Genomic DNA, 17820 nt, shown 5'->3' with positions numbered 1-17820 from the left:
CGACCTCAGCTCTGTCGCGCGGCGGCATGCGATGCGATCTGTCTGGCCTTGCTTCGGGCACTCTCGATGCCCCTGGGAAAACCGCTCCTGTTCGGATAGAGCCTGCGCCGAGCATCACGCGGCGGCCGTCGCGGTCTGGTATCCTGCGCGGCGCGGTAGTCGAGCACGGCGATGCCGCCCACCATCAGCAGCGCCAGCGCGATATTGCCCTTTTTGGGATTGTCGGAGGTCAGACCGGAGATCAGCGCGGCGGCATCGAGGCCGTCGCCGCCGACGCGAGCCCAGAGGCCGGCGTTCTTGTCCACTGACAGCGACATGATCCCCGCGAGGATTTCGCGCACGCCGAAAGCGCGGACCAACGTCTCGTGACCTTCCATGCCGAGCGTTTCCGTGACGCGCCTCGGCGCGAAGAACTCGACGACGCCGAGGCCGATGCTGAACCAGCCGAGCGCGCGGGCAAGCTGGTCTTCCGGCCGCTTCAGGCTCGGCCCGCCCCTGACGATTTTCGGATCGCCCTTGGTGCGCACGATGTTGGAGAAATGAAACATTGGCTTCGCTCCTTCAGGGCTTCAACACGACCTTGACGCAGGAATCCCGCTTGTCGCGAAACACCTGGTACATCTCCGGGCCCTGCTCGAGCGGGACGGTGTGGGTGATGACGAAGGATGGGTCGATCTCGCCCTCCTCGATGCGGCGGAGCAGGTCGTCGGTCCAACGGTTGACGTGAGTCTGGCCCGTCCGCATCGTCAGTCCCTTGTTCATGAATGCTCCCATCGGGAGCATGTCCGAGAAGCCGCTATAGACGCCAGGCACCGAGATGATGCCGCCTGGCCGGCAGACATAGATCATCTCGCGCAGCACATGCGGCCGATCGCTCTCCGCCATCACCATCTGCTTGGCGCGGTCGAGCAGCGTATCGGGCAGTGAGGCCATCACATGCGATTCCATGCCGACGCAGTCGATGCATTTTTCGGGGCCCCTGCCGTCGGTGAGGTCCCTTAGCCGCTCCAGAACGCTTTCGTTTTCGAAGTTGATCGTGGTGGCACCGCCGGCCTCGGCCATGCTGAGCCGCTCGGGCAGGCAATCGATCGCGATCACCTGGTTGGCCCCGAGCAGGATGGGGCTGCGGACCGCCATTTGTCCCACCGGACCGCAGCCCCAGATCGCGACTGTATCCGTCGGCTCGATGTCGCATTGTGCGGCGGCCTGCCAACCGGTCGGGAAGATGTCGCTGAGAAACAGCAGCTGTTCGTCCGGGATGCCGGCGGGCACCTTGATATGGGTGGCATCGGCATAGGGCACGCGCAGATATTCAGCCTGGCCGCCCGGGTAGCCGCCGGTGAGATGGGTGTAGCCGAACAGGCCCGCGGTCGTGTGTCCGAACACCTTGTCGGCCAGATGGCGCTTGCGGTTGGTGGTCTCGCAGATGGAAAAATTGCCGCGCTTGCACTGGTCGCATTCGCCGCAGATGATCGTGAAAGGGACGACGATGCGGTCGCCCTTCTTCAGCTTGCCGTCGACGCCGGAGCCGACGTCGACCACTTCGCCCATGGTCTCGTGGCCCATGATGTCGCCGGGCAGCATGCCCGGGATGAAGTTGTGGAAGAGGTGCAGGTCGGAGCCGCAGATGGCGCAACTCGTGACCCTGATGATGGCGTCGCGCGGGTCCTGGATCTCCGGGTCCGTGACGGCGTCGCACCTTACGTCCTCCTTGCCATGCCAGACCAGCGCCTTCATCTTCCGTCCTCCGGGCTCACCCACGAGGCATCTAAGTCGAGGAATGCGCGATGGTTGCTATGTCGTACGCGAAATCTTTCACCTGGTTGACATGTGCTGCAACTGCAGTGAGGAGGCCATGCGCGGCCCGGACATCCATTCCGCTCGTCGAGGTCCAGGCCGCGCTGGACGCCTTCGCGTTGTCCCTGGCGAACAGTCCCATGTCCGCCAATTCCTCCGTTTCCAAATGACGGGTTGGAACACGGGCAGGGCGGCTGCAGTTCCTATCCTCAGGCACGAGAGGGAGGGTCGACATGGCCGACGAACGCTTTGCTTATCTGCTGGGCCAGGCTGCCATGGAGGTGTGGGGTGATATGCCACGGGATGTCCAGGAGGCGCTGTTCGAGACGGCGATGAAGGGCCATGCCTCGGAGCGTGAAGCGCTCGCGCGACTGCTGCACGAGCGTCATCCGCGCACAGCGCATCCTGCCAAGCCCGCTTGAGAGAAGGGGCGGCTACGTTTGGATGACCAAGCGTGTTGCGAGTATCGACCATGGAGCCGATGGAAGCCGAATCCGTCACCGAGCTTCCCCAGGGGGAGCAATGGCAATACGAGCCGAAATGGGACGGCTTCCGTTGCCTGCTCAGTCGCGACGGTCGAGGCGTTCGCATGCAGTCCAAGGGCGGACGCGACCTCGTCCGCTATTTTCCGGAAGTCGCGTCCGCCGCATCGGCACTATCCGCTGAGTCCTTCATGCTCGACGGCGAGCTGATCATCCGGCTCGACGAGGGTTACTCGTTCGACGCCCTGCTTCAGCGCATCCATCCCGCGGCCAGCCGGGTCAAGCGCCTCGCGCAGGAAACGCCTGCGCGCTTCATTGCCTTCGATCTGCTGCGATCGGCGGACGTGGATGTCGGAGCGCTGCCGCTGGCGAAACGGCGGCCCGCACTTGAGAAATTCGCGCGGCGCTACTTCCGGGGCAACGACGTTTTCGAGCTGTCGCCGGCGAACCGCAATTATGCAGAGGCGAAACGGTGGCTCCAGCATGTCGATGACGGCCATGACGGCGTCGTTGCAAAGCGGCTGGACCTCGCCTACCGCAGCGGCACGCGCGACGGGATGCAGAAGATCAAGCTGCTGCGATCGGCCGATTGCGTGGTCGGCGGCTTCCGATATGGCGAGAAGAGGCAGGGCAAACGGAAGGTGCTCGGCTCGCTGCTGCTTGGGCTGTACGATGACGCCGGCCGCCTGCACCACGTCGGCTTCACTTCGGCGATCAAGGCGTCCGACAGGCCTGGCCTCACGGATAAATTCGAGAAGATCGTCAGCAAGAGCAGTTTTACCGGCAAGGCCCCGGGCGGGCCCAGTCGATGGTCGACCAAACGATCTGCCGAGTGGCAGCCCGTGCGTCCGGTTCACGTCGTCGAAGTCTGCTACGACCATGTGTCCGGCGACCGGTTTCGTCACGGCACGACGATCCTGCGCTGGCGCCCGGACAAGAAGCCTTCGCAATGCCGCATGGATCAGCTTCGGCAGAAATCAGCGAAGCGACAGAAGACGGAAGCCGCGAAGCCGGATCGACGATCGCGGCTCGCGCCCGCACCTGGAACGTGGGCTGCGGACCGACGTTGAGTGGGCAGATATCGGGAGGAGGAGGCGGATGGAGAAACCGACGGAAGATCGGATCCGGACTCGCGCGCATCAGCTCTGGGAACTGGCAGGCAAGCCGGACGGGCGGGAAGACGAGTTCTGGCGCGAAGCGGAACGCGAGTTGTCGAGCGATCCCGCCATCAACGCCGACGAAGCCTCCAGGAGGTTCACGGAATAGCGCAATCCAGGCGCAGCTGGCGCTCCCGTCGCGTTAGGAACGGCCGAGGTCTTTCGCGATTAGACCGGCAAGTTGCGCGAGAATGGAGAGCGAAGATGGACAGGCAATTTGCGATTGTCACCGGTGCGTCGACTGGGATCGGCCTTGAGCTTGCGCGCATTTGCGCGCGCGAGGGATGCGATCTGCTGATTGCCGCGGACGAGCCGGAGATCGAGACGGCGGCCGCACGCCTGCGCAACGAGCCGGGTGCGGGTACCATCGAGGCTCTCCATGTCGATCTCGCCACTCAGGAAGGTATCGAGGCGCTCTACGCCGCCGCTAACGGCCGTCCGATCGACTTGCTCATGGCGAATGCCGGGCGAGGCCTTGGACACGCGTTTCTCGATCAGGAGCTCGCGCGAATCCGCGATGTCATCGATACGAACATCACGGGAACCACATGCCTGCTCCACCGAGTCGGAAACGACATGCGGCGCCGCAATCACGGCCGCATCCTGATCACGGGTTCGATCGCCGGCTTCACGCCCGGCAGCTTCCAGGCGGTCTACAACGCGTCGAAATCCTATCTCAATTCGCTGTCCTTCGCGCTTCGCGAAGAGCTCCGCGATACCGCGATCACGGTGACCTGCCTCATGCCCGGCGCGACCGAGACCGCGTTTTTCGAGCGCGCCGATATGCTCGACACCAAGGTTGGCTCTGAAGCGAAGGACGATCCCGCCATGGTGGCGCGGCAGGGCTTCGACGCCATGATGAGAGGCGAGGGCGATGTCGTCACAGGTCTGAAGAACAAGATCCAGTCTGCGATGGCAAACATCACGCCCGCGGAGAGGCTGGCCAAGCAGCATCGCAAGATGGCGGAACCCGGCTCCGCCAGGCACTAGCCGGTGAAAGCGAGGAAGGAGATTGTCATGTTTCACAAGTCAATGTTGGCCGGCGCGCTGCTCGTGCTCAGTTCGACGTTCGCGCTCGGCGGGCCCTGCAATACGGCCAGCCGCGATGCCGGCTCCGGGCCAGTCACGACAGGTAAAGCCGGTGAGACGACGGGAGCTGCTTCATCGAATGCCAAGGAGCATCCGCCGACCTCAGCCATGAACAAGGCGACCGAGGGGACCGCGGCCTCGTCGCAGGATGCCCAGCGTCAGATGCAGAGCCAGCCGACGGCTGCCGAGCAATCGACCAAGTCCACCGCTGCCGACGCGAGCAAGTCGACCGCTGCCGACGATGGTTGCTGACTGGGTTCGCCCGTCGTCGTGTCCGATTCAGAAGGGCGCCCCGTTGCCGGGGCGCCCTTGTTGCGATCGTCCTTCAATTCGCTCTACGGCATGGACTGCGGCGTCTTCGCCGGGTGGCGTGACCAGCGGTTCGAATGCGTCATCCAGGCAGAGAGTGGTTCGCCGTCCCTGTGCCGTCCGCCGGCCGCGGCGCCAGCCCAGGCGGCAACGGCTCCGAACAGCAGTGCGGCGGCCGCCGAGAAAGCCAGAATGATGCTCGCCGCGCGCGCCTTGGAGATGGCGTTCTTGGCGTTCGCAATCGTCGCATCGACCCGCTTCTCCGAATCCGGCCCGGTCAGGCCGGTCAGCGCGGTGACCTGTTGGACGAGGTAGGCGCGATCGTCGGTCGCAACGCCGCTGTGGCTGGACGACGTCATCAGGATGCGCGCGGCTTCGGCTCGTTCTGCGCTCAGATCAACGTTCGGCGGCCGGCGCGGCGCACGAAACAGGCGGTCGAGCTCGAAACTGAGAACCGTAGGTTCGGAAGCCGAAGGCGCCTGCATCGTCGAGGACGGCTTGCTGGCCGCCCATGCGACCATGGCGGTCAGGACGGCGCCGATCACGACGGCGAGCGCCCAAGAGGCGACACCATGCATCCCGTCGCGGGTTGCGACGTCGTCGTCCAAGGACGCATCGGGTGATCGGATCCGCCCGGCAAAATAGCCGCCGCAACCGAAGCTGATCAGGGCTTGAAGGATCAGATAGATGCCCGAGAGCAGCCAGAGCGCAAACGACGTGTCCCGCCAGGTCGGAGCCGTCGAGGCGACGCCAAGCCCGAGAGCGGTCGCAAACGAGATCAGGATAAGCGAAAGCGCCGATGCCGCCAGAGCGCCGGCAATGACAGGCGTCCATTGCAAGCTCCACGGCTCCAGTCGGCCTTGCTCGCGCATCGCCGCGTTTTCGCCTCTCACCAACGTTTCCATGATGATCACCGCAAGCCGAATAGCGACAGGATGAACATGATGATCACGATCAGCCCAACGAGATAGATAATCCCATCCATGTGAAATCCTCCGAATTGTGCGGTACCAATTCGGTGTCGTCGGGGAGGTTCCTAATCGGGCCGGTTGGGCGTTATAGGAAGGCTTCCCGCACCACCCCCGTGGCGGACCGTCGTTTCATGGAGCGGTCAGCGGTCCACCTTCGCGCCGGTCGGCGCGGCTGCTCAATGGTCGCGCCGTGCACCTGCGCAGGCGGCGCCGTCGCCTCGATCGCCGTAAAGGTCTTCTGAATCCGGTAGGCGTGCTTTGCCTGCGCTGGAACAAGCCAGGAATCGCCGGATTTCAGATTAATCGTTCGGCCTTCAAGCGTGAGTTCGGCCTGCCCCGCAATGACATAGCCAGCGGTCTCGTATTCGCGTTGCGTCATGGCGCCCTGTTGGCGCCTCGTTCTGCCACAAGCGCATTGAAACGCGCTTTCCGGAGACCAGGTACGTCTGTCCCATCTCCCCGACCGGGGACTCGCGGGCCGAAACTTTCTTGATCGTGGTTTCACCCATGCTGACCTCCACCGTCGTTCTGTCCGGTTAAGAAGCCTGGCTCCTCCTTGTTCCTCGGGGATCCGCCTTGGAACCAGCGTTCTTGTTTCAGGTTTCTTGGGCAGGCCTGCAGTGGCCGCAAATAACTCCGCGACGCCGCTCGCGCCCTCTGGCGCCGGCGCTTGCACGCGGATCGGTCGGGCTTGTGAGTACGGGTCATCCAGGCGGACGGTGGAAGATAATGAGGGACAGCAAGTCGGAGGTCGCGGAGATTCGCGGCGCCGTTCATCTCTGCATCGACATGCAGAACATCTTTGCTCCCGGCGGACTTTGGGAGACTCCGTGGATGGAGCGGGTCCTGCCAACGATCGTCACGATCGTGTCGCGCTACGAGGCCCGAACCGTGTTTTCACGCTTCGTCACGCCACAACACCCGGAGGAACGTCCCGGGCAATGGCGCAGCTATTTCCGGCGTTGGGAGCAGGCCACCCGCAACCATCTTCCGGCATCGGCGCTCGACCTCGTGCCGGCACTGGCACGCCACGTTCCGCCGGCTCGCGTCATCGACAAGCCGGCCTATTCGGCGTTCAGCAATCCAGCGCTGGCGACCTCGTTGATTGAAAAAGGAATCGGGACGGTGGTCATCACCGGCGCCGAAACCGATGTTTGCGTCCTGTCGACGGTCCTGAGTGCGGTCGATCTCGGCTTCAGGGTCGTCATCGTGCAGGACGCTCTGTGCAGCTCATCCGACGTCGGCCATGACGCGCTCATGACGATGTATCGCACGCGTTTCCATGGCCAGGTCGACCTGGTGACCGCGGAGGAGCTCGCGGAATTCTGGCGTGAATAGCAGTGCGGTCCTGAGCGCGGCCTATAGCAGCGACCGAAGCTTCAGGGCATCGCTTGGTGCCGCGCTTTTCTGGTCGTTGTCAAAATAGACATAGACGTCGCAGCCCTGGCGCTTCCAGGACTTGATGCGCTTGGCCCACTCCGCAAGCACGGGCCGCCGGTAATGGCCGTAATAGCGTCCGCTCGGGCCGTGGCCCCGCACGTAGACGAAATCCGCTGTCCGTCGCCATGGCGCGGGTGCGTCGTGATGGTCCGACAGGCATAGCGAGATGTTCTCGTCGGCCAGCATTCGCAGGATACGAGGCTGATACCAGCTCGGATGACGAAACTCGAAGCTGTAGCGGCGCTTTCGGGAGAGCAGCTTGAAGAAAGAGGCAAGGCGGTCGGCGTTTGCTTCAAACTGGGGCGGAAGCTGAAACAGGATCGGCCCCGCCGCCGGACCGAGCAAGGAAATGCGATCCTCCAGCAGCTCAAGGCTGTTCGTGGAGTTGTCGGACAAGCGTTTCCAGTGCGTGATGAACTTGGAGGCTTTCCACGCGAATACGAAATCCCCGTTCACCTGCGACCGCCACGTCTTGACGGCTTCCGGCGTTGGCGTGCGATAGAAGACGCCATTGAGCTCGGTCGTCTCGAATTGATTGGCGTAATAGCCGAGTTGCTGTTTCAGGGGTAAATCGCTTGGGAAGAATGGACCTCGCCACGAGGCGTAGTGCCAACCCGAAGTTCCAACAAGTACGCGAGCCATCTGTCGCCACTCTCCCTCGTCGGGAAACGCCTGGCGGCCCTATATGTTGCTTTCACGAAACGCTCTTGGCTTCGGCCTGACATCTTTGGAACCGCGCGCAGCACTCTCCGGTTGAACGGATTGCACCGATGTCCAGAGGATACAGCATGACGGATCCGGATATTCGCAAGGGGATGCCGACCGTCAAACTGTCGCGCGAGGAGTTCGAGCGCCGCTACAGGGACCAGTTTGTTGATCCCGCTTTTGCGCCCCTGCAGCATGAGCTGGATGCTGTGATCGGCGCGGCCTGGGATGCCTATAGTCATTCGCGCAAAGCGCCGGTCACCCGAAAGGCAGGGGCGGGCTTCTCCGATCCCGACTACGATCTCGCAGTTGACTGGCTGAATGCCCGGTCTGCGGTCCTCGAGGCCCAGCGGCGGCATGATGACGCCGCTGAGCCTCCCCGCGTCCTCATCATCAACGGGTCAGCGCGGAGCGAGCACACCTGTCCTGGAGAGATGTCCAAGACCTGGCGCATGGTCAAGATGGCCGAGCCCGTCTTCATCGAGATGGGCTTTGCCGTGGATATCCTCGATCTCTCCCGCCTGACCTCGGAGTTCGGCAAGAACATCCATCCCTGCAAAGCGTGCGTGTCCACCGCCATGCCGCTCTGCCATTGGCCTTGCAGCTGCTATCCGAACTACTCGCTGGGCCAGACCAGCGACTGGATGAACGAGATCTATCCGCTCTGGGTCGCTGCCCACGGCATCCTGATCTTGACGCCCGTGAACTGGTACCATGTCCCGGCCGGGCTCAAGGCGATGATGGACCGCCTCGTATGCGCCGACGGGGGAAATCCCGATCCGACCTCGACGCACGGCAAGAAGGCGGATGAGGCCAAGGCGATCGAGCTGAAAGGCTGGCCCTATCCGCGTCATCTCGCCGGTCGCCATTTTGGCCTCGTGGTCCACGGCGACAGCGTCGGCGCCGAGGGTGTGCGCAGGACCCTGTCCGACTGGCTGACGGACATGCACCTGATCTCGGCGGGCCGCTTCGGCGAGCTCGACGGCTACGTCGGTTATATGGAGACATATGCCACGTCGCATCAGGAGCTGGACGAAGACCAGGAGTTTCAGAAGGAGGTGCTGAACGCGGCACGTGCGCTGGGAAATGCGGTTCGGCTTGCGAGGGGCGGGCGCCTGGATGAACCGGGCGCAGGATTGGAAGAGCCTAACCCGAAGTGACGCGAGCGCGTTCGCTGCGAGCTCTGTTCAATCGAGCGCGGAAATCACGCCGTCGATGAGATTGCGGGCCGGCGAATGGTCGCTCGTGGGCGCGGCGGTACGCTTGACCTCGACCAGGGACGCGTCGATGCGCCTGATCCGTTCGCGCATCTCGCGGGCGAGCTGCACGGCGACGTCTTCCCCGGTCGCCTGAAAGCGGACGCGTTCGCCGGGGCGGAGCTCAGCCAGTCGCGGCAGGCATGTTCCTCGAAAACCGTCTTCCGCCCATGCAAGCGGCACGCCGAATTTGTCGTGACGCACACCGCGTATCACGGGTATATCAAACCTGCACGCCAAATGAGGACGATGATGACTCTGATCGACATGAACTGCGACATGGGCGAAGGTTTCGGCGTCTACACGCTCGGCGATGACGCCGAGATGCTGCGGACCGTCACCTCTGCCAACATCGCCTGCGGCTTTCATGCCGGCGATCCGCTCGTCATGCATCGCACCTTGAGCGAGGCGAAGGCCAATGGCGTGCAGGCCGGTGCGCATCCCGGCTTTCTCGATCTCTGGGGGTTTGGCCGCAGGCCCATCCAGGGCGAGCGGCCCGCCGACATCGAGAAGATCGTGCTCTACCAGGTGGGCGCGCTGATGGCGCTGGCCTCCGATGCCGGTCACACCGTTCGCCACGTCAAGACCCACGGTGCGCTCGGCAACATCGCGGCGGAGGATCGTGACCTCGCCGAAGCCGTGGCGCGTGCGATCCGCACCATCGACAGGAACCTGATCTTCGTGGTGATGCCTGGCCAGGAGACGGAACGGGCCGGCGAGAAATTCGGCCTGCCGCTGGTGCGCGAGATTTATGCGGATCGCGCCTATGCCGACAACGGCAATCTGGTATCGCGCCGTCTGGCCGGGTCGGTCATTCACGATGCCGAGGTCGCGTCCGAACGGGTCATTCGTATGGTCGAGGACAGCGCGATCACGTGCCTGTCGGGAGCGCAGTTGCCGACCCGCATCGACAGCGTCTGTGTCCACGGCGATACGCCTGGCGCGGTCGCGATGGCACAGCGCCTGAAGGCGCGCCTTGCCGCAGCGGGAGTGACGCTGGCGCCAATGGCTGAGGTCATCGGCGCCTGAGCGCCCTCGGTCTGGCCTCCGCCCGCTGGGACAGGCCTAGACGTGGATCGCGTGGCCGAGTGCCTTGAAGGCCGCTTCCTGGATCGCTTCGCCCAGCGTGGGATGCGCGTGGATCGTGCCGGCGATGTCCTGCAAGACCGCGCCCATCTCGATCGCCATGCCAAACGCGGCAGAGAGCTCCGAGACGCCCTGTCCGACGGCCTGGATGCCGAGGATGCGTTGATTGTCGGCCCTGGCAACCACGCGCACAAAGCCGGGCTCGCCATGGCGTGTCATCGCGCGGCCGTTGGCAGCAAAGGGAAACTGCCCAAGATTGATGTCGATGCCGGCCTGGCGAGCCTCTTCCGGTGACAGGCCCGCCGCGACGATCTCGGGATCGGTGAAGCAGATCGCCGGGATGCACTGCTTGTCCCACGCGCGCGGCATGCCGGCGGCGATTTCCGCCACCATCTCACCTTGCGCCATGGCGCGATGGGCCAGCATCGGCTCTCCCGTGACATCGCCGATCGCGTAGATGCCGCGCATCGAGGTTTCGCAGTGCTGGCCGATGCGGATGAAGCGACCGTCCATGTCGAGGACGAGTTGCTCCAGCCCTAATGCGGCAGTGACCGGCGCCCGGCCGACCGTGACGAGAATCTTGTCAGCCGCCAGGCTGCGCTCGCGCCCATCGGCCGTCTCGATGCGCAATCCGTCGCCCTGGGCGGTCAGGCCGAGCGCCCTGGCGTCGGTCAGCACCTCGACGCCGAGTGCGGCGAGGCGTCTCGTGATCGGAGCGGTCAATTCCGCATCGTAGAGCGGCAGGATGTTGTCCTGCGCCTCCACCAAGGACACCCTGCTTCCCAGCTTGGCGAAAGCGGTCCCAAGCTCGAGCCCGATATAACCGCCGCCGACGACAACAAGGGATTTTGGCACCTCTGCGAGCGACAGCGCACCGGTCGAGGAGATGACCTTGCCGCCGAACGGCAGGGACGGCAACTCCACGGACGCCGAGCCGGTCGCGATCACGACCGTCTCGGCCTTGATCGTCTTCGGGCCGGTCTCGGTCTCGACAACGACCGTCTTGCCGTCGCGAAAGCGAGCATGGCCCTGCACGATCTTGACCTTGGCCTTGCGGAGCAGCGCGGCGACGCCGTTGTTCAGCCGTTGGACGATACCGTCCTTCCAGGCGATCGCCTGCTTGAAGTCCAGCGCGGGCGCTGCCGCCGTCAGGCCGAACGGCGTCTTGCCGCTCGCGGCCTCGGTCAACTTCTCGAATTCCTCGGCAACGTGAATCATCGCCTTCGAGGGAATGCAGCCGACGTTGAGGCAGCTTCCGCCCAGCTTGCCGCGTTCGACGAGGACGGTGTCGAGGCCGAGCTGGCCGGCGCGGATCGCGCACACATAGCCGCCGGGGCCGCCACCGATTACGACGAGCTGACAGGTGATCTCGGCCATTGCTTCTTCCGCCTCAGGGGTCGACGAAGATCGTCGCCGGATTCTCCAGCAGCTCCTTGAGCCTCTGCACGAAGACGGCGGCGTCCCATCCGTCGATGACGCGGTGATCGAAGCTGGAGGAGAGGTTCATCATCTTGCAGGGCATGAACTGCGTGCCGTCCCAGACCGGGCGCACCGCGATCTTGTTGACGCCGACGATGGCGACCTCGGGATGGTTGATCACCGGCGTGGTCGCAAGGCCGCCGAGCGCGCCGAGCGAGGTGATGGTGATGGTCGAGCCGGTCAGTTCCTCGCGCGTCGCGGTGCCCTCGCGGGCGCGTTGCGCGAGACGGTTCAACTCGATGCTGCAGTCCCGCAGGTCGCGCGCTTCCACATGCTTCACCACGGGTACGACGAGACCCAGCGGAGTCTGCGTCGCGATGCCGATATGGATGCCGGCATGCTGATGCACGATACCGGCCTCGTCGTCATAGAGCGCGTTGAGCGCGGGCTGCTCGGCAAGCGCCTTGGCCATGGCGCGCATCAGGAACGGCAGTAGCGTCAGCTTGGGATGCTCCGGCGTGGGTTTCCTGTTCAGCGACGCGCGAAAATCCTCCAGCGGCGAGACGTTCACTTCCTCGATGATGGTGATGTGCGGGATGCGCGATTTCGACAGCGCCATCTTCTCGGCAATGCGGCGGCGCAAGCCTACCACCTTGACGTCGGTGACGGCGGTCTTTGGGCTCATGCCGCGACCATGGAGCGGTGCCGGTCCACGCGCCAAAAAGGCGTCGATGTCCTCGTGGGTGATGCGCCCGGCGGGACCCGTGCCGTGGACCTGACGCAGGTCGATACCGGCTTCGCGCGCCTTCAGGCGTATCGCAGGCGAGGCCAGCGGCTTCTCGCCCGGCGCGCGGCGGACCGCGGATGTGATCGCCGGCCGGGTCTCAATCGCCGCGGAGTGAGCGCGGGCGGGGGGCGCCGGCTTGGCAACCGGGGATTCGGCCTTCGTCGCGACCAATGGCGTCGCGGCATCTTTCTTTGGTGCCTCGTCTGCCGGCTCCGCGGCGTCATCGCCGGCGACCTTGAGCCTCACCAGCGTCGAGCCGATCGCGACCGCTTCACCGATCTGGGCGCCGACCCAGCTGACCTCGCCCGCGAGCGGCGAGGGAATTTCCACCGAAGCCTTGTCGGTCATGACGGTGGCAAGCAAATCGTCCTCGCGGACGAGATCGCCCACCTTGACGTGCCATTCGACCAGCTCTGCTTCGGCAATGCCTTCGCCGATATCCGGAAGCTTGACGCTGCGCTCGCCCATCAGCGTGCCTCCACGATCTCGCGCAGCGCCTGCCCGAGCCTCGCAGGGCCGGGGAAATAGTCCCATTCCTGCGCATGCGGGTAGGGGGTGTCCCAGCCCGTGACGCGCATCACCGGCGCTTCGAGATGATAGAAACAGTGCTCCTGCACCAGCGCCGTCAGTTCCGCGCCGAAGCCGGAGGTCAGGGTGGCTTCGTGCAGCACGATGCAGCGGCCAGTCCTGGCGACGGAAGCCACGATCGTCTCGAGATCGAGCGGAAGCAGGGTGCGCAGGTCGATCACCTCGGCGTCGACGCCCGTCTCCTCGGCGGCCGCGAGGGCAACGTGAACCATGGTGCCGTAGGCAAGGACGGTGACGGCCTCGCCGGCGCGTCGCGTCACGGCCTTGCCAAGGGGCGTGGTGTAGTGTCCCTCCGGCACGTCGGAGAGCTCATGCCTGGCCCATGCGGTGACCGGGCGATCGTGATGACCGTCGAACGGGCCGTTGTAGAGCCTCTTCGGCTCCAGAAAGATGACCGGGTCCGGATCCTCGATGGCCGCGATCAGGAGGCCCTTCGCATCATGGGGATTGGACGGCACCACGGTCTTCAGTCCCGCGACATGCGTGAACAGCGCCTCGGGGCTCTGGCTGTGGGTTTGCCCGCCGAAAATGCCACCGCCGGTCGGCATGCGGATGACCAGCGGGCAGGTGAAGTCGCCGGCCGAACGATAGCGCAGGCGAGCTGCCTCCGAGACGATCTGGTCGTAGGCCGGATACATGTAGTCGGCGAACTGAATCTCGACGCAGGGGCGCAGCCCGTAGGCGGCCATGCCGATCGCGGTGCCGACGATGCCGCATTCGCTGATCGGCGCGTCGAAGCAGCGCGAGACGCCGTATTTCTGCTGCAGGCCCTGCGTACAGCGGAACACGCCGCCGAAAAAACCGACGTCCTCGCCATAGACCACGACGTCGTCGTTGCGAGCCATCGAGACGTCGAGCGCCGAGCGGATTGCCTCGATCATCGTCATGCGCGGCATGGCTCAGACCCCGATCTGCTGGCGCTGGCGCCGCAGGTGCGGCGGCAGTTCGGCATAGACGTCCTCGAAGATGTCACGGGCCGAGGGCTTGCCGCCGGAATGCAGGGTGCCGAAGGCCTCGGCTTCCTTCTGAGCGGCGATGACGGTGGCAAGAATCTCGGCTTCTGTCTGCTTGTGGCGTTCCTCCGACCAGGCCCCGGATGCGATGAGATGCTGCTTGAGCCGGATCACGGGATCACCCAGCGGCCACTCCTCGGATTCGTGCTTCGGCCGGTAGGCGGAAGGATCATCCGAGGTTGAATGCGCGCCGGCGCGGTAGGTGACGTATTCGATCAGCGTCGGCCCGAGGTTGAGCCGCGCCCGCTCGATTGCCCATTTTGCGACGGCATAGGTCGCGAGATAGTCGTTGCCGTCGACTCTGAGCGCGGGGATGCCGAAGCCGAGGCCGCGCGCCGCGAAGGTGCCCGAGCCACCACGCGCGATGCCCTGGAAGGTCGAGATGGCCCACTGGTTGTTGACCACGTTGAGGACGACCGGCGCCTTGTAGGTCGAGGCGAACACAAGCGCCGCATGAAAATCCGACTCAGCCGTCGAGCCGTCGCCGATCCAGGCGGCGGCAATGCGGTTGTCGCGCTTGATCGCCGATGCCATGGCCCAGCCGACCGCCTGGACGAACTGCGTGGCGAGGTTGCCCGAAATCGAAAAGAAGCCGTGCTTTTTCGAAGAGTACATCACGGGCAATTGCCGGCCCTTTAGCGGATCGTGCTCATTGGAATAGATCTGGCACATCATGTCGACGAGCGGATAGTCATGCGCGATCAGCAGGCCGGCCTGGCGGTAGGTCGGGAAGTTCATGTCCTCGGGGCCGAGCGCGATGCGGAAGGCGCAACTCACGGCTTCCTCGCCGGTGTGCTGCATGTAGAAGGATGTCTTGCCCTGCCGTTGCGCCATCTGCATGCGCGCGTCGAACGTGCGCAGCGTCATCATGTGGCGCAGGCCGGCGACGAGCTCGTCCTGGGAGAGGTCCGGCACCCACGGCCCGATCGCCCGGCCCTCGTGATTGAGCACGCGGATGATCGAGTAGGCGAGATCGCGAATCTCCTCGGACGGCACGTCGACCGGCGGGCGCCGGACCGAACCTGCCTTCGGAATCGAGACGCCGGAGAAATCCGGCTTGCCCCCGGGACGGCTTGCAGGCTCCGGAACGTGAAAGCGAAGCGGCGTGGGGCTGGTCATGGGAGCATCCGCTCGTTTGCCGGTTCTGGAGAGACGGCGTCTGGCCGACCGGCGTCCTCGCGCGCGAGCTCCACGACGTGAAGGCCGGTGATCGCGGCATGCCGTGACAACCGTTCCGTGAGGTCGGCGCAGTCGGCCGACGGCTGGACTTCAAGAACCATCCGTATCGTTCGGTTCCCGTCCGCCTGCGTGGTCATCGAGACCTGATCGAGGCCAAAGCCGAACCGGCCTGCGTCGAGGACAAGCCGAACGATACCGTCAAAGGGGTCGGACGTCGTGGCCCTCACGCTGACGCAGCGGCGCTGTTGAGGTTGCATGTCACGTTCTCTCGCGGCACAATGATAATCTCTTCATTCACGAAGATTTCCTAAAAATTCGACGGACTGGTCAAAGTTTCGGGATATTTTCCCGCAAGACAGCCGAGATACAGAAGGATTATCTGATGCCTGCCAGGCGGGGCCCCGTCGAGGAGCTCGATCAGCTGGATCGCCGCATTCTCTCGGCTCTGAGCGAGAATGGCCGCCTGACGACGAGCGCTCTTGCGGAGCAGGTCGGGCTCTCGAGTTCGCCGTGCTGGACCAGGGTGAAGCGCCTCGAGGAAAATGGCGCGATCGAGAAATACGTCGCGGTGCTCAATCACGCCAATCTTGGCTACAACAACATCGCCTTCGTGGAGATCACCCTGGACAAGCATGACGAGAAGGTGCTCGAGCGCTTCGGCACCGCACTGTCGCGAATTCCGGAGGTGATGGAAGCCTATCTGGTGACCGGCGAATACGATTATCTCATCAAGGTCGTCGTGCAGGACACCGATCACTACGAGCGCTTCCTGCGACAGGCGTTGTACAGGATACCGGGCATCCGGCAGTCGCGAACGACGTTCGGCCTGCGCACGCTGAAGCGCCAGATCTCGATCGATCCTTCCAAGGCCGTCCAGCCCTGACATTCGGATCGACGCCTTCTCCCGCGTTCAAGCGAAAGCCCGAGGATCGTCAGAATGCAGTCCTCGCCGTCGTTGCGGACCCTGCCCGAGGCGAAGAATAACCGCTATGAAAGCGCGAAATCAAACGGCGGCGGGGTGTCCGTCCTCGCCTCCGTCGAGACAGGAGTACTGCGATGACGAAAGCTGAGATCCGATTTCCGATCGACGGCCGAACCCGAAAGATGTTCGTCGATGGCGCCTGGGTGGAGGCACGTTCGGGCAAGGTCTTCGAGACGCGCAATCCAGCGACCGGCGAAGTCATCGGTCGAGTCCCGCGCAGTGAGGCGGCCGACATCAACGACGCGGTCGCCGCGGCCCGTCGCGCCTTCGTGGGACCGTGGAGCCGTTTCAAGCCGTTCGAGCGGCAGGCGCTGCTGCTGCGTATCGCCGACCTGTTCGAGAAGCACTGGGAGGAGATCAGCCAGTCCGATACCGCCGACATGGGAATGCCGATCGTCCGGACGCGGGCGAACAAGCTCCGCGTGATCGGCATGCTGCGCTACTACGCCGGCATGGCGACCGCGCTCCACGGTCAGACGGTGGACAATTCGCTTCCGGGCGATATCGTCTCATTCACGCGGAAGGAGCCCATCGGCGTGGTTGGCGCTATCATTCCTTGGAATGCGCCGACGGCAGCATCGGTCTGGAAGATCGGACCTGCGCTCGCGACCGGCTGCACGATCGTGCTGAAGCCGTCGGAAGAGGCGCCGCTGACACCTCTGCTGATCGCGGACCTGATGAACGAGGCCGGCGTGCCGCCCGGCGTCGTCAACGTGGTAACTGGAACCGGATCCGAGGCCGGTGCGCCGCTGGCCGAACATCTCGGCGTCGACAAGATCGTCTTCACCGGGTCCACTGCGACCGGCCAGGCGATCATCCGCGCGTCGGCCGGCAACCTCAAGCGGGTGTCTCTCGAGCTTGGCGGCAAGTCGCCGGTCATCGTCTGCGCCGATGCCGACCTCGACAAGGCCGTGCCGATCGCAGCGATGGCTGCGTTCGCCAATTCGGGCCAGATCTGTATCGCCGGCTCACGCCTGTTCGTGGAGCGCAAGATCCATGATGAACTGGTCGAGCGCCTCGGCAAGTTCGCCTCGGCGCTGAAGATCGGCGATGGCGCGGATCCGGCGACGGAGATCGGGCCTCTCGTTTCCCAGCGACAGCTCGACAAGGTCGAGGGCTTCCTGCAAAGCGGGCGCGAGGAGGGCGCGAAGGTGGTGGCCGGCGGCCGTCGAGCGAAGGAGGGCAGTCTCGCCAGGGGCAACTTCGTCGAGCCAACCGTGTTCGCCGGTGTCTCCGACGACATGCAGATCGCACGGGAGGAGATCTTCGGCCCGGTGATTTCCGCCTTGCCGTTCGACACTCTCGACGAGGCCGTGGAACGAGCCAATGCGACGCCGTACGGGCTCGCGGCAGGTGTGTTCACGCGCGACGTGAGCAAGGCGCACGTGATCTCGCGCAGCCTCCGTGCAGGGTCGGTATGGGTGAACACCTATCACGCAATCGATCCCGCCATGCCGTTCGGCGGTTACAAGATGAGCGGTTATGGCCGCGAGGGCGGCACCGAGCAGCTCGACGAATACCTGCAAACGAAGGGTGTGTGGATCAAGCTGGACTGATGCG

General features: G+C 64.4%; 22 protein-coding genes. 10 read left to right on the top strand and 12 right to left on the bottom strand.

Translation table 11 applies throughout. From position 1 onward, the window contains the following. Positions 1-5: 5 nt before the first annotated feature. From ACNJYB_RS28265 to ACNJYB_RS28255, 3 genes are read right to left on the bottom strand one after another with little or no spacing between them, the layout of a single operon-like run. On the bottom strand, positions 6-548 hold the full coding sequence (locus tag ACNJYB_RS28265) for a hypothetical protein (protein ID WP_439369809.1): 543 nt from the start codon (positions 546-548) through the stop codon (positions 6-8). 13 nt (positions 549-561) lie between these two features. Next, a complete protein-coding gene (locus ACNJYB_RS28260) occupies positions 562-1737 on the bottom strand; it encodes a zinc-dependent alcohol dehydrogenase (protein ID WP_439369808.1) in 1176 nt (391 codons plus the stop codon). A 31-nt stretch (positions 1738-1768) separates the two neighbouring features. Then, a complete protein-coding gene (locus ACNJYB_RS28255; protein WP_439369807.1) occupies positions 1769-1939 on the bottom strand; it encodes a hypothetical protein in 171 nt (56 codons plus the stop codon). A gap of 91 nt (positions 1940-2030) precedes the next feature. Between ACNJYB_RS28255 and ACNJYB_RS28250 the strand changes: the two genes are divergently transcribed. From ACNJYB_RS28250 to ACNJYB_RS28230, 5 genes are all read left to right on the top strand, one after another. Further along, positions 2031-2219, top strand: a complete 189-nt coding sequence (locus tag ACNJYB_RS28250) for a hypothetical protein (RefSeq protein WP_439369806.1) — start codon at positions 2031-2033, stop codon at positions 2217-2219. A 59-nt stretch (positions 2220-2278) separates the two neighbouring features. After that, positions 2279-3349: an ATP-dependent DNA ligase gene (locus ACNJYB_RS28245; protein WP_439375666.1), complete on the top strand. Its 1071-nt coding sequence runs from the start codon at positions 2279-2281 to the stop codon at positions 3347-3349. A gap of 28 nt (positions 3350-3377) precedes the next feature. Further along, on the top strand, positions 3378-3545 hold the full coding sequence (locus ACNJYB_RS28240) for a DUF2934 domain-containing protein (RefSeq protein ID WP_439369805.1): 168 nt from the start codon (positions 3378-3380) through the stop codon (positions 3543-3545). A 95-nt stretch (positions 3546-3640) separates the two neighbouring features. After that, a complete protein-coding gene (locus tag ACNJYB_RS28235) occupies positions 3641-4426 on the top strand; it encodes an SDR family NAD(P)-dependent oxidoreductase (RefSeq protein ID WP_439369804.1) in 786 nt (261 codons plus the stop codon). 27 nt (positions 4427-4453) lie between these two features. Continuing rightward, the gene (locus tag ACNJYB_RS28230; RefSeq protein ID WP_439369803.1) at positions 4454-4777 is read left to right on the top strand and encodes a hypothetical protein; all 324 of its coding nucleotides are present in this window, start codon (positions 4454-4456) and stop codon (positions 4775-4777) included. Between the two features lie 83 nt (positions 4778-4860). Here ACNJYB_RS28230 and ACNJYB_RS28225 read toward each other — a convergent pair whose 3' ends face one another. Together ACNJYB_RS28225 and ACNJYB_RS28220 are read right to left on the bottom strand one after the other, a co-directional pair. Continuing rightward, complete coding sequence (locus tag ACNJYB_RS28225) at positions 4861-5739, bottom strand: hypothetical protein (RefSeq protein ID WP_439369802.1); 879 nt, start codon at positions 5737-5739, stop codon at positions 4861-4863. A gap of 151 nt (positions 5740-5890) precedes the next feature. After that, a complete protein-coding gene (locus tag ACNJYB_RS28220) occupies positions 5891-6184 on the bottom strand; it encodes a cupin domain-containing protein (RefSeq protein WP_439369800.1) in 294 nt (97 codons plus the stop codon). Positions 6185-6534: 350 nt separating this feature from the next. Between ACNJYB_RS28220 and ACNJYB_RS28215 the strand changes: the two genes are divergently transcribed. Then, entirely contained in the window at positions 6535-7143 is a 609-nt protein-coding gene (locus ACNJYB_RS28215) for a cysteine hydrolase family protein (protein WP_439369799.1), read from the top strand. 21 nt (positions 7144-7164) lie between these two features. On the opposite strand, the gene ACNJYB_RS28210 is transcribed toward ACNJYB_RS28215, so the two are convergent. Then, the gene (locus ACNJYB_RS28210) at positions 7165-7887 is read right to left on the bottom strand and encodes a DUF72 domain-containing protein (protein WP_439369798.1); all 723 of its coding nucleotides are present in this window, start codon (positions 7885-7887) and stop codon (positions 7165-7167) included. 146 nt (positions 7888-8033) lie between these two features. Here ACNJYB_RS28210 and ACNJYB_RS28205 point away from each other — a divergent pair, with 146 nt between their 5' ends. Then, positions 8034-9110, top strand: a complete 1077-nt coding sequence (locus ACNJYB_RS28205; protein ID WP_439369797.1) for a flavodoxin family protein — start codon at positions 8034-8036, stop codon at positions 9108-9110. Between the two features lie 27 nt (positions 9111-9137). Here ACNJYB_RS28205 and ACNJYB_RS28200 read toward each other — a convergent pair whose 3' ends face one another. Next, positions 9138-9410, bottom strand: coding sequence for a hypothetical protein (locus ACNJYB_RS28200; RefSeq protein WP_439369795.1), 273 nt, complete (start codon positions 9408-9410; stop codon positions 9138-9140). 48 nt (positions 9411-9458) lie between these two features. On the opposite strand from ACNJYB_RS28200, the gene ACNJYB_RS28195 reads away from it, so the two are divergent. Next, complete coding sequence (locus ACNJYB_RS28195; protein WP_439375665.1) at positions 9459-10235, top strand: LamB/YcsF family protein; 777 nt, start codon at positions 9459-9461, stop codon at positions 10233-10235. Between the two features lie 36 nt (positions 10236-10271). On the opposite strand, the gene lpdA is transcribed toward ACNJYB_RS28195, so the two are convergent. Genes lpdA through ACNJYB_RS28170 form a run of 5 tightly spaced genes read right to left on the bottom strand, consistent with a single transcriptional unit; the run spans position 10272 to position 15535 of the window. Then, positions 10272-11669, bottom strand: coding sequence for a dihydrolipoyl dehydrogenase (lpdA, locus tag ACNJYB_RS28190; RefSeq protein ID WP_439369793.1), 1398 nt, complete (start codon positions 11667-11669; stop codon positions 10272-10274). A gap of 13 nt (positions 11670-11682) precedes the next feature. Further along, entirely contained in the window at positions 11683-12966 is a 1284-nt protein-coding gene (locus tag ACNJYB_RS28185) for a dihydrolipoamide acetyltransferase family protein (protein WP_439369792.1), read from the bottom strand. Further along, positions 12966-13982 carry an alpha-ketoacid dehydrogenase subunit beta gene (locus ACNJYB_RS28180; protein ID WP_439369791.1) on the bottom strand — a complete coding sequence of 339 codons (1017 nt, stop codon included), beginning with the start codon at positions 13980-13982 and terminating at the stop codon, positions 12966-12968. Before ACNJYB_RS28180 ends, ACNJYB_RS28185 begins: the two co-directional genes overlap by 1 nt. 3 nt (positions 13983-13985) lie before the next feature. After that, positions 13986-15218, bottom strand: coding sequence for a 3-methyl-2-oxobutanoate dehydrogenase (2-methylpropanoyl-transferring) subunit alpha (locus ACNJYB_RS28175; protein ID WP_439369790.1), 1233 nt, complete (start codon positions 15216-15218; stop codon positions 13986-13988). Continuing rightward, positions 15215-15535: a hypothetical protein gene (locus tag ACNJYB_RS28170; protein ID WP_439369789.1), complete on the bottom strand. Its 321-nt coding sequence runs from the start codon at positions 15533-15535 to the stop codon at positions 15215-15217. The genes ACNJYB_RS28175 and ACNJYB_RS28170 overlap by 4 nt, the downstream gene beginning before the upstream one ends. A gap of 125 nt (positions 15536-15660) precedes the next feature. On the opposite strand from ACNJYB_RS28170, the gene ACNJYB_RS28165 reads away from it, so the two are divergent. Then, on the top strand, positions 15661-16161 hold the full coding sequence (locus ACNJYB_RS28165) for an Lrp/AsnC family transcriptional regulator (RefSeq protein ID WP_439369788.1): 501 nt from the start codon (positions 15661-15663) through the stop codon (positions 16159-16161). A gap of 173 nt (positions 16162-16334) precedes the next feature. Next, positions 16335-17816 (top strand): aldehyde dehydrogenase family protein, encoded by a 1482-nt coding sequence (locus ACNJYB_RS28160; RefSeq protein ID WP_439369787.1) that lies wholly within the window; start codon positions 16335-16337, stop codon positions 17814-17816. The last annotated feature ends 4 nt before the right edge of the window (positions 17817-17820 follow it).

This window comes from Bradyrhizobium sp. SMVTL-02, from assembly GCF_051853005.1.
Lineage (GTDB): Bacteria > Pseudomonadota > Alphaproteobacteria > Rhizobiales > Xanthobacteraceae > Bradyrhizobium.
The sequence above is the reverse complement of the archived record's forward strand: the minus strand, read 5'-3'. Positions and strand labels throughout refer to the sequence as shown.

Coding starts and splice junctions, on each gene's coding strand:
- ACNJYB_RS28265 (WP_439369809.1), bottom strand. CDS start 548: ATGTTTCATTTCTCCAACATCGTGCGCACCAAGGGCGATCCGAAAATC.
- ACNJYB_RS28260 (WP_439369808.1), bottom strand. CDS start 1,737: ATGAAGGCGCTGGTCTGGCATGGCAAGGAGGACGTAAGGTGCGACGCC.
- ACNJYB_RS28255 (WP_439369807.1), bottom strand. CDS start 1,939: ATGGGACTGTTCGCCAGGGACAACGCGAAGGCGTCCAGCGCGGCCTGG.
- ACNJYB_RS28250 (WP_439369806.1), top strand. CDS start 2,031: ATGGCCGACGAACGCTTTGCTTATCTGCTGGGCCAGGCTGCCATGGAG.
- ACNJYB_RS28245 (WP_439375666.1), top strand. CDS start 2,279: ATGGAAGCCGAATCCGTCACCGAGCTTCCCCAGGGGGAGCAATGGCAA.
- ACNJYB_RS28240 (WP_439369805.1), top strand. CDS start 3,378: ATGGAGAAACCGACGGAAGATCGGATCCGGACTCGCGCGCATCAGCTC.
- ACNJYB_RS28235 (WP_439369804.1), top strand. CDS start 3,641: ATGGACAGGCAATTTGCGATTGTCACCGGTGCGTCGACTGGGATCGGC.
- ACNJYB_RS28230 (WP_439369803.1), top strand. CDS start 4,454: ATGTTTCACAAGTCAATGTTGGCCGGCGCGCTGCTCGTGCTCAGTTCG.
- ACNJYB_RS28225 (WP_439369802.1), bottom strand. CDS start 5,739: ATGGAAACGTTGGTGAGAGGCGAAAACGCGGCGATGCGCGAGCAAGGC.
- ACNJYB_RS28220 (WP_439369800.1), bottom strand. CDS start 6,184: ATGACGCAACGCGAATACGAGACCGCTGGCTATGTCATTGCGGGGCAG.
- ACNJYB_RS28215 (WP_439369799.1), top strand. CDS start 6,535: ATGAGGGACAGCAAGTCGGAGGTCGCGGAGATTCGCGGCGCCGTTCAT.
- ACNJYB_RS28210 (WP_439369798.1), bottom strand. CDS start 7,887: ATGGCTCGCGTACTTGTTGGAACTTCGGGTTGGCACTACGCCTCGTGG.
- ACNJYB_RS28205 (WP_439369797.1), top strand. CDS start 8,034: ATGACGGATCCGGATATTCGCAAGGGGATGCCGACCGTCAAACTGTCG.
- ACNJYB_RS28195 (WP_439375665.1), top strand. CDS start 9,459: ATGACTCTGATCGACATGAACTGCGACATGGGCGAAGGTTTCGGCGTC.
- lpdA (WP_439369793.1), bottom strand. CDS start 11,669: ATGGCCGAGATCACCTGTCAGCTCGTCGTAATCGGTGGCGGCCCCGGC.
- ACNJYB_RS28185 (WP_439369792.1), bottom strand. CDS start 12,966: ATGGGCGAGCGCAGCGTCAAGCTTCCGGATATCGGCGAAGGCATTGCC.
- ACNJYB_RS28180 (WP_439369791.1), bottom strand. CDS start 13,982: ATGCCGCGCATGACGATGATCGAGGCAATCCGCTCGGCGCTCGACGTC.
- ACNJYB_RS28175 (WP_439369790.1), bottom strand. CDS start 15,218: ATGACCAGCCCCACGCCGCTTCGCTTTCACGTTCCGGAGCCTGCAAGC.
- ACNJYB_RS28170 (WP_439369789.1), bottom strand. CDS start 15,535: ATGCAACCTCAACAGCGCCGCTGCGTCAGCGTGAGGGCCACGACGTCC.
- ACNJYB_RS28165 (WP_439369788.1), top strand. CDS start 15,661: ATGCCTGCCAGGCGGGGCCCCGTCGAGGAGCTCGATCAGCTGGATCGC.
- ACNJYB_RS28160 (WP_439369787.1), top strand. CDS start 16,335: ATGACGAAAGCTGAGATCCGATTTCCGATCGACGGCCGAACCCGAAAG.